The following is a 14,980-nucleotide window of genomic DNA, read 5'->3' on the forward strand; positions in this document are numbered from 1 at the left end:
TCGGTCGAAATGGAAGAACCGCAGATACGGATTTTTCAATATTAAATCAGCTATAAATTAATCATTTAATAGAGTCTGGTTATGTCATTCTGAGCGGAGTGCAACGCAGCCGAAGAATCTCATGTTATAGCGTCACGATGATAGCTGAGATTTCTCTACTACGCTGCGCTTCGGTCGAAATGGAAACCGTTGACTCATAAACTTGCATTTAAAAGGTAGGAGAAATCCCGGGTTCCTGGTCATCGCGAGGCACGAAGCGATCTATTCGGGCTGCTACGCTTTGGTCGAATGTAATATCTATCATTATTGAGATTCTTCGGCTGCGCTGCACTCCGCTCAGAATGACAGAGCAAGCTTTCATTTTAGAAAGAAGTTGATTCTAACCCAACATCAAAAACCCCTTTAGGCAGTACCTAAAGGGGTTTGGTTTATAACAGCTTACGGCATGTTATAATTTATTTTCTTCCTGTGCTTTTTTACTTACAGCAGGCTCATCTCCTTCTTTAGCGGCATTTTTAAATTCTTTAATACCGGTACCCAATCCTTTCATAAGTTCGGGGATTTTTTTTCCACCAAACAGTAATACAACAATTACCAATATTACGAGTATTTCTGTTATACCTAATTTTCCCATGACACAAAATTTTAATTATAAAGACAAAGTTAATTATAAATTGATTTCCTTAAACTATTTACGACAATTATTTGGTTATGGTTTGCGTTAAATAAAACAAAATATTGCGAACCCCTTATTTTAGGGCAAGGTTTACTGCTCACAAAACACTAAAATAAGCAGGGATTAGTATATTTGTCAATTAAACCTACAGTATGCCGGCAAAAAGGCTTAAAAAACAAATTATCAGGAAAAAGCTGTTTAATAAAAACCGCCTGGTAATACTTAACGAAGATACCTTTGAGGAAATTTTTTCGCTCAGGCTTAACCTCATGAACGTGTTTGTGGGGCTTACTACCGTAAGTATCGTAATGATTGCGCTTACCACTTACATCATTGCATTTACGCCCCTTAGGGAGTATATTCCCGGTTACGCCTCTACAAAACTTAAGCGCGAAGCTACCGAGAATGCCGTAAAATCTGACTCGCTCATTAAAGTAATCCAGCAAAATGATGCCTACCTGGCATCGCTTAAAAAAGTACTTACCGGCGATCTTGACCCTACTAAACTAAGTCGCGACTCTATAGTTGCTACAGGCCAAAAAGAACTTTCGCCGGAGGAAATGAAACCATCTGAAGCAGATGCTAAACTGCGCCAGGAAGTGGCTCTGGAAGATAAATATAACCTTTTTGAAAAGGCACAGCCCCGCGTAACGCAGGTATTATTTGCCCCGGTAAAAGGGCATATTATCCAGCCTTACAATGCCAGTAAAAAACAATTTTATATAACCGTTGCCCTTGCTAACAATACACCTATAAAAGCTATTGCCGCGGGAACCGTGTTGCTTGCCGACTGGACACCTACTAACGGCAATGTAATTATAGTGCGCCATAACGACGGTATAATATCGGTTTACAAACAGGCCGGCAGCGTAACAAAAGAGCAGGGAGATATTGTAAAATCGGGCGAGGTTATAGCTATGGCCGGCAGTAGCGGCATACAGCAGGGTGGTATACCATTGCACTTTGAGCTCTGGAAAGATGGCTATCCTATAAACCCAACCCAGTTTATTGATTTTGAATAATGGAAGATTTTGTTGCAAATATTGCCCTGTCGTCATTTATATGTGGTATTGCCTTTGTGGGCATGGGGCTTGTTATGTATTACTACCCGCCTAAAAAAATAAACGACCTGTACGGTTACCGCACCGGTAGTTCTATGAAATCGCAGAAACGGTGGGATTTTGCCCAACGCTTTTGTGCCGTTCAGGCCATGAAAGTTTCGGTGGTACTGATAGTAGTATCGTTATTGTTTTACTTTATCCCGGTAGATACAGCTATCAAACAATTTTTAGGTGTATTCCTGCTCCTTTTAGGCGCGGCTTATTTATTATACAGCACAGAGAAGGCTATTAAACAACGATTCGACAAATCTTAATATTACACATACAATGTCTTTAAAAACATTAGGGGCAAAAATATTCGCAGCCATAATACATGGCAGGACCCAAAAATGGGCTAACAACCCTGTTGCCATACAGCAAAAGGTGTTTGCACAATTATTGGCAAAGGCCAAAGACACCCAGTTTGGCATAGACCACGGTTTTGAAGGGATAGCCACTTACGAGCAGTTTTCTGCAAAAGTTCCTGTGCGTGATTACGAGGGCTTAAAAAGCTATATAGACCGCGTGGTGCATGGCGAAGAGAACATTCTCTGGCCGGGTAAGCCGCTGTATTTTGCCAAAACATCGGGTACTACAAGTGGGGCAAAGTATATTCCGCTTACAAAAGAGAGCATGCCTTATCATGTAGAGGCTGCCAGGAATGCCATACTGGCTTACATTCACGAAACGGGCAAGGCAGGCTTTGTAGATGGCAAGATGATCTTTTTGCAGGGAAGCCCGGAGCTTGATGAAAAATACGGCATACAGTTTGGCCGCCTTAGTGGCATTGTGGCGCATTATGTGCCGGCTTATTTACAAAAAAACCGCATGCCCAGTTGGGAAACCAACATGATAGACGACTGGGAAACCAAGGTAGATGCTATAGTAGGGGAGACCTACCATGAAGATATGCAGGTAATATCGGGCATACCGTCGTGGGTACAAATGTATTTTGAAAAGCTGCACCAAAAAGAAGGCAAAAAGGTGGGGGACATCTTTAAGAATTTTAACCTGTTTATATATGGTGGGGTAAACTATGAACCTTACCGTGCTAAATTCGAGAACCTTATTGGCCGAAAGGTAGACAGTATAGAACTTTTCCCGGCTTCGGAAGGTTTTTTTGCCTACCAGGACAGCCAGAAAGAAAAAGGTATGCTGCTACTGCTTAACGCAGGTATTTTTTACGAGTTTATTAAAGCCGATGATTTTTTTACTGAAAGTCCGCGCCGTTATACCATTGGCAAAGTGGAGTTGGGGGTAAATTATGTACTTATAATTTCTACTAATGCAGGTTTGTGGGCATATAATATAGGCGATACCGTACAGTTTACATCACTCGCGCCATACAGGGTTATTGTTAGCGGCAGGATAAAACACTATATATCGGCATTTGGCGAGCATGTAATTGGTAAAGAAGTAGAAAGCGCCATGAACGAGGCCATGCAGGGAACAAAGGTTAGCATTAACGAGTTTACTGTTGCCCCGCAAATAAATCCGGTGTCAGGATTGCCCTATCACGAATGGTTTATAGAGTTTGAAAAAGAACCTGCAGATATGGATGCCTTTGCGCTGGGCATAGATGCAGCCATGCGCAAACAAAATGTTTATTATGACGACCTTATTGTGGGCAATGTATTGCGTACGGTTGTTATTACAAAAGTGGACAAAAATGGCTTTCAGGATTACATGAAATCTATAGGTAAGCTGGGCGGGCAAAACAAGCTGCCACGGTTAAGTAACGACAGGAAAATTGCAGATGCCTTACAGCAAACAATTCAGTAAAAAAGTAATAACACAGCCATAACACAGCTCTTAAAGCAATGTTAACTAACTAAAAATAAAATACTACATTTGCCATAAAAGATACTATGCAGGGAATTAAAAACATATCTCGGTCGCGTGCGCAGGAATCTTCTGCCGCTATAGAACGCCTTTATATAACCATGCGCCACCTGTTTAACCGCGGGTTTTATAAGCCCATGGGAGTATCCGGCGATACATTAAGGGAGGCATTACTGTCTCTTCGCCCGGAAATTTATGGGTCGGTAGCAGATGAAAAGGGCGAGCTTAACGGCCTGTTGTATGTTATAGAACGCCTGCCGGTGGGTATAGAGCAGTGCAGGTTTATTAACCTTACGTCTGACGAGGGGTATTCTAAATCTCATTTTAAAGCTATTGTACCGCCTAAACGTAAACGTAACTGTTACCGTATAGATGAAGAGCAAATGAACGTGGAGATAACCCGTGGCCGCTCTGATATTTATGATATACTTACACACCTTACCTTTATTTTTATTGAAGCCGAAAAGATAAAGAACCGCGTACTGGTAGATGATAACAGCGAGATGGGCCGCGACTGGGTAAAACTGGAACAGGCAATTGCACATGAAGAACCGTTGACACTTGAAGAACGCGAAAAATCGATATCGCACGTATCAAATATACTGGGGCGCACTTTTGCCGAAATCATAGATATTTATGATGCTTTTGGCACCAAGGCGCAGCCGGACAGGTTTTTACATGTTATATACTGGCTGGGTAAACTGGCTATAGAAGAGGCTATGGGCGGTGCCAAGCGCACCATTACCTTTAGCCCTATATTGCAGGAACGCCTTGGACACCACATTCATGGCGAAATATGGGCCGATAACATTAAGGCAGTGCTTAAGCAAAACGGCTTGCTGGAAAGGCCTATACATATTATTAGCGCTAATATGCACAGTGTTATGAACTCTATTTTTGCAGCCGATGTGCTTAAGTCGAAGTTTAAGGATAACGCTAATTACCAGATATTTGAAGAGCTGAGCAAACGTGGTAACGATGTTACCCGTAACAAAGTTCAGGATTTTGCACTAAAGAACGGCATGGTTTACATGCCCGATACATCTGGCACTAATATAGATGTACAGATATTTGACACTGCACAGATAGACTTCTCTAAAACGTCTTTCCCTACAGCTAAACTGGGCGATGATAAACCCGTAATTATTGTTATGGACTACGCTTTTGGCGAACAGGCTTATGAAACTATAGACGAACTGCTTAAACCTTATAAAGAGGGAGATATACGAACATTGCTTAATGTACAGTCGGTATCCATAATGGGTAAAGCAGGTATATTAGAGGGTAACAAGGGAGATATCATGATACCGTCTGCCCATATAAACGAAGGTACAGGAGACAACTACCCGTTTGTAAACGAACTTACCGAAGAATTGCTCAGTGGCCAGGGAATCCCTGTTTACAGCGGCCCTATGGTAACAGTATTAGGCACATCATTGCAAAACCGCGACTTGCTTAAGTTTTTTAACGAGAGCACCTGGGGCGTTATAGGGCTGGAGATGGAAGGCGCCTATTACCAGAAAGCCATACAATCTGCCTCAAAAATAAGAAAGAGCATTAACCCCGATGTAAAAGTGCGCTATGCCTATTATGCATCAGATAATCCTCTCGAGACCGGTAGTACACTGGCATCCGGCGGCCTGGGCACTACGGGTGTAAAGCCTACCTACCTTATTACCATAAAAATTTTAGAACAAATATTTAATATCCAATAAATAGTTATGCAAAACCAGATTAACAATTCTGATGAAATTAGCCTGTCTCAGGTGGCCGATAAAGTTAAAGGTGTTTTTAATAGTATAAATGATGCTTTTTTTAATTTAATACAGTTTATAATACGCAATATTATAATTATCGTGGCATTAATTGTAGTAGGTGTGGGTTTAGGAACCTATTTAGATAGTGATAACGAGACATTTTCTCATAAAATTATCGTTATGCCTAACTTTAAAAGTGTGAACTACCTTTATGAGGAAGTAAACCGCATTAATGCTAAGTTAAAGGAAAAGGATTATGAATACCTTGAGAAAATAGGGATTACGGATGCTGACAACATTGCGAAAATAGAGATAGAAGCTATTGTAGATATCTATGAGTTTATAGATGATAATGGTGGTGTGGCAGAAAACGACAGTAAATTTCAGTTATTTAAACTGATATCGGAAAATGGTGATATGAACAAAATGCTCGAAGATAATACCACCAGTAAATATTATAAAAACCATGTAATTACGATTACTACTAAGGGCAGGGCTACGCAAAAAAATCTTATAGACCCCCTTTTAACACATTTAGAGAACAATGATTACTTTAAATCAATGCAAAAAACGTTTTACAGTAATCTCGAAATGACAATAGCAACTAACGATTCTATTTCAAATCAAATAGATGCCGTGATCAGGGCTTATTCATCTTCATCAGGCGTAGCAAGCAGTAATCTTGTAGCTTTAAACGAAAAAACTTCGATTAACGACCTGCTTAGAACAAAACAGTCGCTTGCCGAAACTAAATCTTACTACAATACTAAACGTATAGAAAATAGTAAGGTAATTAAAGACAACGGAATTTTACTTAACACCAAGGTTACTAAATTAAGTAGCAGTTCTAAAGTTATATTACCGTTACTGTTCCTGTTCCTGTTTATAGTTATTTATAACTTTAGAAAGTATTATAAAAACGAGATTAACAAAAGAAAAGCAGCCGCAAATATTTAATTGTAGTTTAAACAGGACATGACATTTACACCTACACTGCCAAATGGCTGTTTTATAATAGAACCTAATGTTATAAACGACGGCAGGGGCTTTTTTATGGAAAGTTTTAGCCAGGCTAAATTTGAAGCCGGCACAGGGCTTACCATAAATTTTGTACAGGATAACCAGTCCTATAGCACAAAAGGCGTTTTAAGAGGGCTGCATTACCAAACAGGAAGTTATGCCCAGGCTAAACTTGTAAGGGTACTACAGGGAGATGTATTAGATGTGGCGGTAGATATTCGCCCGGAATCTGCTACGTATGGTGCCCATGTAGCGGTAGTACTTAGCGCGGCAAATAATAAGCAGCTTTTTATACCCAGGGGTTTTGCCCATGGGTTTTTAGTACTTAGCGATACTGCCACTTTTTTTTATAAGTGCGATAATCTATATAATAAAGAGTCTGAAGGGGGTATTGTATATAATGACCCATCCATAGGCATCAACTGGGGTATGGCACAGGAAAATCTCCTGATATCTGACAAGGATATTGCGCTGCCCGATTTGCAAAACAGCAAAAAAGTATGGTAGTTTTAGTAACAGGGGCAACGGGCCAGTTAGGGCAGGCACTTAAAGCGGCGGCACCGGTGCATAATAATATACAGTTTTATTTTGCAGGATCTGCCGAGGCAGATGTTACTAATGCCCAAAGCCTGCATGATATTTTTGATAAAATAAAGCCACAATACTGTATTAATACTGCAGCTTACACTGCTGTTGATAAAGCCGAAAGCGAGCCGGAGAAAGCACATGCCGTTAATGTTGCCGGCGCAGCAAATATTGCCAGGACATGTAAAGCATTTAATACCGTACTCATACATATATCTACCGATTTTGTATTTGACGGAACTAAGAAAACTCCTTATAACGAGGATGATACCACAAACCCGCAAAGTGTTTATGGTACAACAAAGCGCGATGGCGAAATTGAAATCCAGAAAATCATTGAGCAGTATTACGTAGTAAGAACATCATGGGTATATTCTCAATATGGCAGTAATTTTATGAAAACCATGCTGAGGCTTGCTGCAGAACGCAGCTCTCTAAGCGTGGTTAACGATCAGGTGGGTACACCTACTAATGCCAATAGCCTTGCTAATACCCTTATTGCAATAATTGCTTATAACGCTGCTAATAAGGCTAACCCTAAATTTGGCACATATCATTTTAGTGATGAGGGGCAATGCAGCTGGTATGATTTCGCAAAAAAAATATTTGAGGTAAATAAAATTACTATAGATTTACGGCCAATTACCACTAAAGCTTATCCTACGCCTGCTAAGAGGCCTGCTTATAGTGTGCTTAACAAACAAAAAATAAAAACATCTTTTGCTATTAGTATACCAGACTGGCAGGATTCTCTGGAAAATAATATAGAGAAAGATAGAGTTAATTAAAATGCAAAAAATAGCCATAATAATTCCCTGCTATAATGAGGAGAAGAGAATTAAAAAAGAGTTAGTAGTTTCATTATTAGCTCAGTCATCGGTTGATGTTTATCTTGCAAATGATGGCAGTACAGATAATACAATTATTGTGCTCGAGGATATTGTGAAGGATTTTAATGAGCGCTGTTTTATATTTAATTATAAACAGAACAGAGGCAAGGCAACCACAATTTATAATGCCGCTAACGAACTTATAAGTAAAGATATATATTCGCACATTGGTTACTTTGATGCTGATTTTAGCACACCTGTTCCAGAGATGTTAAAAATGCTTAAAGAACTTTACAGGAAGCCGGAATTTTTTATTACTGGCTGCAGGGTAAAGCTTTTAAATACAAATATTGACAGAAAACTGTACCGCCATATTATAGGGAGGATCATAGTTACATTAGTAAATTTCAGGTTTAAATTAGGGGTGTACGATACCCAGTGCGGGGCAAAGATTTTTCCGGTAAGCATTGCAAAAACGGCATTTAACAAGCCGTTTTTAACATCCTGGCTTTTTGATATGGAAATATTTATCAGGCTAAAAAACAATGACTTAATGTTTAACGGCAGAGAATTTCCTTTGCGTAACTGGACAGACGTAGAAGGCTCTAAATTAGGCTGGAAGACAGCTTTTAAAATTTTAAAGGAGATGTATATACTAACCACAAATTATAACGTAAAAGTTTCATAATTATCTAACTTAAATAAAAACATGAAAATAATTAATTGGTGTAAAGAGAATTACATCTTATTAGGGATTATAATTTTAAGCTTTGCATTTAGGATTTACAACTTAGACTTTCAAAGTCCATGGGGTGATGAGATATTCACGTTAATATTTTCGCATTCTGATAAATCATTAGGTGAAATTTTCGAAGTTTTAAAGGGCGATGTACACCCGCCTTTGTATTATTACACGATACATTTTTTCTTAGAAATTTTTGGAGATTCTATTTATGTGGCGAGGTTTGTATCATTATTATTTGGAGTAGGCGGCATTGTAGTGTTATACTATTTAGGAAAAGAACTTTTTAATAAAAATGTTGCGCTTATAGCAGTGGCTCTGTTATGTATAAATCACTTTGATATATATTATTCTCAGGATGCAAGGATGTATACCATGCTGTTTTTTTCGACAACATTATCATTTCTTTTTTTAATTCGTTATATTAAAACGCCCACATTAAAATCTGCATTAATATACTCTTTTAGTACCGCTTTGCTGGTTAATACGCATTTCTATGCTTTATTTGCACTTTGCACACAGTATCTTATTATATTATATTTTATAATTAAGCCATATAATACTACGTGGAAAAGAATATTTTTTCATGCCTTAATTTCAGGTATAATTACATTAATATCTTTTATACCTTCTCTTGTAATTTTTCTAAGTACAAAAGGAATAAAGTCGTTTTGGATTCCGGTTCCTGAGAGAGATGTATATACTACAATGTTTAAAGAGTTTTTTGGTTTTTCAGAGATTGCTATCGTTATTGCTGTTATAGCAATTCTATATTTTCTTTATAAGGTGTTTAACGAAGAAGAATCCAGCAATTATAAAATTAATCCTGTAACAGATAAGCCGGTTTTTGCTTTCCAAATTCTCTTCATCTGGATTTTCATGTGCATTTTCATACCTTTTTTGCTGTCTTTTGCGCATTTGCCAATGATTGTAAGCAGGTATTTTATAAATGTACTGCCCCCTGTTTTTTTGCTAATAGCTGCAGGAATAAACTATATAAAAAACAGTACTGTAAAGGTAACCTTAATATCAGTTTTTATAATATTCTCTTTAACAGACCTTGTTTTTGTTAAAAACTATTATAATAAAAACACAAAGACCCAATTTAGAGAAGCATCTATTTTTGTTAAAGAGCACCACAAAAACAACGAAAAAATTTACTCTACTTTTGAATTCTTTTTTTCATACTATTTAAGGCCAGAGGAGCATCATAAAGTAATAAATAATTCTTTAAATGAAATTGCGTATCGCATTACTAATGAGAATGAAAAACCTGAATCATTTTGGTATGTAAATCCTCTCTACTTTGATTTTCCGGATAAAGATTCAGAGTCTACGCTCAAACTTTTAGATAGTTTATATGTTGTTGATGAAAAATTAGAACTGTTTGATGCGGCTGCAAAACATTATCATACAAGGGCAGATTATAAACCAACCGGAGGCATTGAACAATTTAAGCCTTATAAAGACAGAAATGGATCTGAAGCAGAATTCTCTATTGAAGTTGTTAAGGATCTTGGCAGGAAGGTTACTGTTACTGGATGGGCCTATTTTCATGACCAATCTATGGAGAAATCTAAAATATCAATTGTGCTGGTTACAGACAAAAAGGATATTGTATTAGATACTGAGAGTGTTTTAAGGGAAGATGTTACTACATATTTTAAAAGTAAATATGACCTGTCGAACTCTGGATTTACAATACAAATTGATAAAACCAATCTTGAACCGGGAACCTATAAACTTGCACTATATCTTACAGACCCTGTAACAAAAAAAGAATCGCTATTAATGTCCGATAAGACAATAACCAAATAATAGCATTATGTAGTGGCATGTTTTATTGCTAACAATTACTTATTAATAGATAACTGTAAATCAAATAATTAAGTATATATAAAAAATTGTATAACCTTGGTATTTAACATAATTTAAAATTATATACCTTTGCAAAAAAATTAACAAAAAAATGAAAACACGTATTTTTATTTTAGCTGCTATTTTATCATTGGGAGTAATATCCTGCAAAAAAGATGCAGATACTAAAACAACTGAAACAAGTGCTGAAACTGCTGAAGTAAAACCTGATTTTAAAGTAGAAGTTGATGCTGCTACAGATAAAAATGATGATTTTGCAGTATACTACACCGAAGATGGATCTACAAATTTTACTGCTGATAAAGCCCTATGGGCCGGCATAAAAGCGGGTAGTGAACAAAAACTTATGTTCCAGTTTCCTGATGGGATAGTACCTAAAGCATTAAGATTAGATTTTGGTCTTAAAACAAAAGAAAACCAGGGAAATGTACTTTTGAAAAAAGTTAAAATTACTTGTTATAATAAAGATTTTGAAATAAAAGGTTCTGATTTTTTTACTTATTTTGTAAAGAACGACTCTATAGATACACAAATAGATGCTGCAGCAGGCACTATTACTTTTAAACAAAATCTTAAAAGTAACTCTGCCGCACTTTATTATCCGGGTGCTGAATTAAATAATGCCATTGCTAAACTTATTAAGTAATACAATCCTATAAGCTAATTAAAAGGGCTATCTCAAATGAGGTTAGCCTTTTTTTATTTATTACTGGAGATAGTTAATTCTTTATTATTAAAGTACACGATTGCAATTTTAAAGATTTAAAAAAAAATGATTAAAACGATACTTAAAAATAAGCGGCTACTAAATTTTTTTATATATGGTTCCGGACAAGCATTTAACCTTATAAGTCCGTTAATTGTTATTCCTTACATTGTACTTATTTGTGGCGAAGACGGCTTTGGCAAGGTAAATTTAGGATTTAGTATGGCTTTGTTTTTAATACTTATTGTTGATTATGGCTTTGAGATAAAAAGCCCTAAAGAAGTATCTGAAAACAGGGAGAACCCTAATAAATTACAGGAAATAGCGAACATAACATTTTATTCCAAATTTGTAATTTTTATAGTAGTGTTTTTAGCAATCAGTATACTTATATGGTTTGTACCCTTTTTATATAGCGAGCGGTTGTTATACTTTTTTAGCACCACAATAATTTTAGCACAGGTGTTTAATCCCTGCTGGTTTTTACAGGGTTTAGAAAATTTCAGGCTCGTTAGTGCAATCAATATAGCATCTAAGGTTACTTACGTGATTTTTGTTTATATATTTTTAAAGTACAAGGGCGATTATATATATGTAAATATGGTATTAGGACTTAGTTCTCTCATTTTTAATATTATATTTCTTATTTATGTAATAAAAAAATACCATTTAAATTTATTAAAGCCAAATGTAAAAGAAATAAGGGCTGTGTTGCGGGCTGACTTTTCTTTATGTATCTCGCAACTTTTCCTTTCAGCAAGACAGTTATCTCCATTTTTTATAGTAAGCTATTTTTTAGGTTATGTTACAGGTGGCCAATATGCCATAATAGAAAGGGTATTAAGCATGTTTAGAACATTTATACAAGTATTTTTGAGGTTTTTTTATCCTTCAGTTTGCTATAAGATATCAAAAAATGTGGTGGAAGGATTTACATTCTGGAAAAAATATACAGGATATAGCATACTTATAATGTGTACAGGAGCTACAACACTTTACTTTTTTTCTGTAAAAATACTCTTGTTCTTTAACGTGGCTAATGATGGTGTTGCCACGCTCGATCCTGTTTTTAGGGTAGCTTTAATTATTCCTTTTATAATGGCATTGTCTTATCCGTTAGAGCAATTAATGTTTGTTATAAACAGGAACAAGGCTTATGTAAGGATAATTATGAGTGTTGCTGCCATAACCATAGTGCTCATGCTTCTTGTAGTAAACAACTATGGAATTATAAGTATAGTGTTATCTTTACTGCTTTCAGAAATGCTTGTTGCCGCCCTATACTTTAAATATTCATACCTTTTTTTAAAAGGCCAGATAGAAAAAGAGAATGTTAATGCTTAATGTTGTACCATATTTAGCAATTAAAAAACGGCGTTTAAAAAATAATGATATACAAATACAATGATTAAGTTAAAAAAAAACCTGATCTACCAGTTACTATTTGCGCTTTGCATAGCGGTAACCTATTTAAATAATTATGAACTTACATTTGTTGTTTGGTCACTAACTGCTGTATTAACCTTAAAGCAACGATACTCCTCAACAATATTATTTTATATATTTATATTTACATCTATTTTAGGAATTGCTTTTATAAGCGCTTTCTTTAATGAGTTTCTTCAATATAATTACTTTAGAGATGTAAGCTATTTATTAAAGCCCGTAATAGGATTATTGCTGGGCTACAATTTATGCAGAAACGAAGATATTAAACCATTTCACACAATTGTATATACAGGGCTTTTTATTGCGGTTATACATTTGTGTATAATTGCTTACTCTATCGTGGTATATAGAGTATTAAATATACATGAGTTAAGGCACTATGGCGGTTACTTTAGTGATTTTGAAGTATATTCTTTACTACTTATTATTTACAGCGATCGCTTTAAGCTCAATTTTTCTAAAAACCGCAAATTAATTATTTTATCAATCCTGCTGATTTCATCATTTCTATATGTATCCAGGACAAATTTTTTGCAGTTTTTAATTTTTTGGATGGCCATGAGTGGTTATTTTAAAATTAATAAGCGCTCATTAAAGGTAATAGGCAGTTTTATAGTATTCATAATATTATTGTATACAGCTTTGTTTAACATGAAATTTTCTCGAAACGGTTCCGGCATGGAGGCCTTTTGGTTTAAAGTTAAAAATGCACCAATTGAAGCTTTTAAATCTAAGGTTAATAAAGAAAACTGGGAGGATTTTAATGACAATTACCGCTCTTACGAAAAAATTGTTACTTTAAAGCAGGTTGGAGAAACCAATGTAGGGATTGTTTTGGGTAAAGGTTTAGGTTCTACAGTTGATCTTCGCCGTGAAGTATGGACTAATGATGGCGAATTTATGAGGTATCTGCCTACACTTCACAATGGTTTTATTACAATATATTTAAAAGCCGGCCTTGTAGGTATTGCATTATATATACTATTTTTATTTTATTTATGTAAGCTGCCTAAAACACAGGATGATTATATAACCCAAATTAATTTATTATTATTAGGAACAGGAATTTTTCTATTCCTTTCCAGCTGGGTATTGCTTGGGCTTTATTACAAAACTGAAAACAAATCTATTATCATAGGTTTTATAATATGCTACAGGGAGATGATGATAAAACGTGAAAGGCTAAAAACGGGGAGTAAAAATCTATTTTATTAATGAAAAGCATTCTTGTAATACATCAGTCGGCAGAATTGTATGGGTCCGATAAAACGCTGCTTTTGCTGTTGGGAGATCTTGACAAAACAAAATTCAGCATATTAGTAATTTTGCCCGGTCAGGGGCCTTTGGTGCAGGAACTGGAAAATAAAGGAATTAAAGTGGTTATATTACCTGTACTTAAGCTGTACAGAAAAATGTTTACCCCTAAAAACATGATTCTGTTTTTTAAAGAACTGGCAAGAACAATACCCCTGTTAGACAAGCTTAATGAAAAATATAATTTTGATATAGTATATTCTAATACCCTTGCCGTTTTATTAGGCATGTTTTATGCACGCAAGCGCAAAATAAAGCATATATGGCACGTGCATGAAATAATTGTACACCCTAAAATTATAGCCGGCCTTTTTACATATTTGCTTAACAAGTATGCAAATGTTGTGGTATGTAACTCGGCTGCAACCCGGGCTAATCTTACAGGCCGCATTCCCGCTATTGCATCTAAATGTATTGTGGTACATAACGGCCTCGATCCTGAAGCTGTGCAACACGTAACCGGGGGGATTACAAGGCAGCTATTGGGTTTTAACCACACCGACATAATTGTTACCCTTGTAGGGAGGATAAGTCGTTTAAAAGGCCATAAATGGCTTTTGAGCACTTACATTAATTTTTTAGCAAACAGCAATGTAAAACTACTTTTTGTGGGGTCGCCGGTACCGGGGCAGGAATATTACCTGCATGAGGTGGAAGGTATTATACAGGCAGCAAATATTAGTGATAAGGTAAAAACAGTACCATTTACAAAAGAGTTGGAGGCAGTTTGGACTATTACAGATATTGCTGTGATGCCATCTACAGAGGCAGAGTCCTTCGGGCTTGTAGCACTTGAGGCCATGCTGGCTAAAAAACCCGTAATTGCTGCTAATCACGGCGGGCTAACTGAGATTGTGGTACAGAACAGCACGGGCTTTCTTGTAGAGCCGGGTAACGAGCAAAGCCTTGCCGATGCTATTAAGCAACTTACAGATGATGCAGGGTTGCGCTTAGAAATGGGTAAAAAGGGGTATGAAAGAGCTAAAGAGTCTTTTTCTCAGGAAAAATATGTAGAAGGAATGGTGAGTATACTCAATACTTATTAAACCGTATAAGGCGGGCTTAATAAAGTGAATAATGA

General features: G+C 36.3%; 14 protein-coding genes. 13 read left to right on the top strand and 1 reads right to left on the bottom strand.

The genetic code is table 11. The features are described 5' to 3' along the window. Positions 1–448: 448 nt before the first annotated feature. Positions 449–634, bottom strand: coding sequence for a twin-arginine translocase TatA/TatE family subunit (tatA, locus tag F565_RS0119525; protein ID WP_020214934.1), 186 nt, complete (start codon positions 632–634; stop codon positions 449–451). Between the two features lie 194 nt (positions 635–828). On the opposite strand from tatA, the gene F565_RS0119530 reads away from it, so the two are divergent. The 13 genes from F565_RS0119530 to F565_RS0119590 all read left to right on the top strand — a co-directional run bounded on the left by F565_RS0119530 (position 829) and on the right by F565_RS0119590 (position 14,945). Further along, entirely contained in the window at positions 829–1,698 is an 870-nt protein-coding gene (locus tag F565_RS0119530) for a murein hydrolase activator EnvC family protein (protein WP_020214935.1), read from the top strand. Next, positions 1,698–2,051 carry an SdpI family protein gene (locus F565_RS0119535; protein ID WP_020214936.1) on the top strand — a complete coding sequence of 118 codons (354 nt, stop codon included), beginning with the start codon at positions 1,698–1,700 and terminating at the stop codon, positions 2,049–2,051. Before F565_RS0119530 ends, F565_RS0119535 begins: the two co-directional genes overlap by 1 nt. Positions 2,052–2,064: 13 nt before the next feature. Continuing rightward, a complete protein-coding gene (locus tag F565_RS0119540) occupies positions 2,065–3,558 on the top strand; it encodes a GH3 family acyl-acid amido synthetase (RefSeq protein ID WP_020214937.1) in 1,494 nt (497 codons plus the stop codon). Between the two features lie 86 nt (positions 3,559–3,644). Beyond that, complete coding sequence (locus F565_RS0119545) at positions 3,645–5,333, top strand: DUF6909 family protein (RefSeq protein ID WP_020214938.1); 1,689 nt, start codon at positions 3,645–3,647, stop codon at positions 5,331–5,333. A 6-nt stretch (positions 5,334–5,339) separates the two neighbouring features. Next, positions 5,340–6,332 carry a hypothetical protein gene (locus tag F565_RS0119550; RefSeq protein ID WP_020214939.1) on the top strand — a complete coding sequence of 331 codons (993 nt, stop codon included), beginning with the start codon at positions 5,340–5,342 and terminating at the stop codon, positions 6,330–6,332. A gap of 18 nt (positions 6,333–6,350) precedes the next feature. Continuing rightward, entirely contained in the window at positions 6,351–6,902 is a 552-nt protein-coding gene (gene rfbC / locus F565_RS0119555; protein ID WP_020214940.1) for a dTDP-4-dehydrorhamnose 3,5-epimerase, read from the top strand. Beyond that, entirely contained in the window at positions 6,896–7,768 is an 873-nt protein-coding gene (gene rfbD / locus F565_RS0119560; protein WP_020214941.1) for a dTDP-4-dehydrorhamnose reductase, read from the top strand. The genes rfbC and rfbD overlap by 7 nt, the downstream gene beginning before the upstream one ends. 1 nt (position 7,769) lies before the next feature. Further along, a complete protein-coding gene (locus F565_RS0119565; protein ID WP_020214942.1) occupies positions 7,770–8,498 on the top strand; it encodes a glycosyltransferase in 729 nt (242 codons plus the stop codon). 21 nt (positions 8,499–8,519) lie between these two features. Continuing rightward, complete coding sequence (locus F565_RS0119570; RefSeq protein ID WP_020214943.1) at positions 8,520–10,370, top strand: glycosyltransferase family 39 protein; 1,851 nt, start codon at positions 8,520–8,522, stop codon at positions 10,368–10,370. 151 nt (positions 10,371–10,521) lie between these two features. Further along, positions 10,522–11,076 (top strand): hypothetical protein, encoded by a 555-nt coding sequence (locus F565_RS0119575; protein ID WP_020214944.1) that lies wholly within the window; start codon positions 10,522–10,524, stop codon positions 11,074–11,076. Between the two features lie 126 nt (positions 11,077–11,202). After that, complete coding sequence (locus tag F565_RS0119580) at positions 11,203–12,480, top strand: oligosaccharide flippase family protein (protein ID WP_020214945.1); 1,278 nt, start codon at positions 11,203–11,205, stop codon at positions 12,478–12,480. Positions 12,481–12,540: 60 nt separating this feature from the next. Next, a complete protein-coding gene (locus tag F565_RS0119585) occupies positions 12,541–13,800 on the top strand; it encodes a hypothetical protein (RefSeq protein ID WP_020214946.1) in 1,260 nt (419 codons plus the stop codon). Next, a complete protein-coding gene (locus F565_RS0119590) occupies positions 13,800–14,945 on the top strand; it encodes a glycosyltransferase family 4 protein (protein WP_020214947.1) in 1,146 nt (381 codons plus the stop codon). Before F565_RS0119585 ends, F565_RS0119590 begins: the two co-directional genes overlap by 1 nt. Positions 14,946–14,980: the final 35 nt, after the last annotated feature.

It is taken from the genome of Flavobacterium rivuli WB 3.3-2 = DSM 21788 (genome assembly GCF_000378485.1).
Lineage (GTDB): Bacteria > Bacteroidota > Bacteroidia > Flavobacteriales > Flavobacteriaceae > Flavobacterium > Flavobacterium rivuli.

Bases quoted from the DNA above. Each gene is read 5' to 3' on its own strand.
- tatA (WP_020214934.1), bottom strand. From the start codon at position 634: ATGGGAAAATTAGGTATAACAGAAATACTCGTAATATTGGTAATTGTT.
- F565_RS0119530 (WP_020214935.1), top strand. From the start codon at position 829: ATGCCGGCAAAAAGGCTTAAAAAACAAATTATCAGGAAAAAGCTGTTT.
- F565_RS0119535 (WP_020214936.1), top strand. From the start codon at position 1,698: ATGGAAGATTTTGTTGCAAATATTGCCCTGTCGTCATTTATATGTGGT.
- F565_RS0119540 (WP_020214937.1), top strand. From the start codon at position 2,065: ATGTCTTTAAAAACATTAGGGGCAAAAATATTCGCAGCCATAATACAT.
- F565_RS0119545 (WP_020214938.1), top strand. From the start codon at position 3,645: ATGCAGGGAATTAAAAACATATCTCGGTCGCGTGCGCAGGAATCTTCT.
- F565_RS0119550 (WP_020214939.1), top strand. From the start codon at position 5,340: ATGCAAAACCAGATTAACAATTCTGATGAAATTAGCCTGTCTCAGGTG.
- rfbC (WP_020214940.1), top strand. From the start codon at position 6,351: ATGACATTTACACCTACACTGCCAAATGGCTGTTTTATAATAGAACCT.
- rfbD (WP_020214941.1), top strand. From the start codon at position 6,896: ATGGTAGTTTTAGTAACAGGGGCAACGGGCCAGTTAGGGCAGGCACTT.
- F565_RS0119565 (WP_020214942.1), top strand. From the start codon at position 7,770: ATGCAAAAAATAGCCATAATAATTCCCTGCTATAATGAGGAGAAGAGA.
- F565_RS0119570 (WP_020214943.1), top strand. From the start codon at position 8,520: ATGAAAATAATTAATTGGTGTAAAGAGAATTACATCTTATTAGGGATT.
- F565_RS0119575 (WP_020214944.1), top strand. From the start codon at position 10,522: ATGAAAACACGTATTTTTATTTTAGCTGCTATTTTATCATTGGGAGTA.
- F565_RS0119580 (WP_020214945.1), top strand. From the start codon at position 11,203: ATGATTAAAACGATACTTAAAAATAAGCGGCTACTAAATTTTTTTATA.
- F565_RS0119585 (WP_020214946.1), top strand. From the start codon at position 12,541: ATGATTAAGTTAAAAAAAAACCTGATCTACCAGTTACTATTTGCGCTT.
- F565_RS0119590 (WP_020214947.1), top strand. From the start codon at position 13,800: ATGAAAAGCATTCTTGTAATACATCAGTCGGCAGAATTGTATGGGTCC.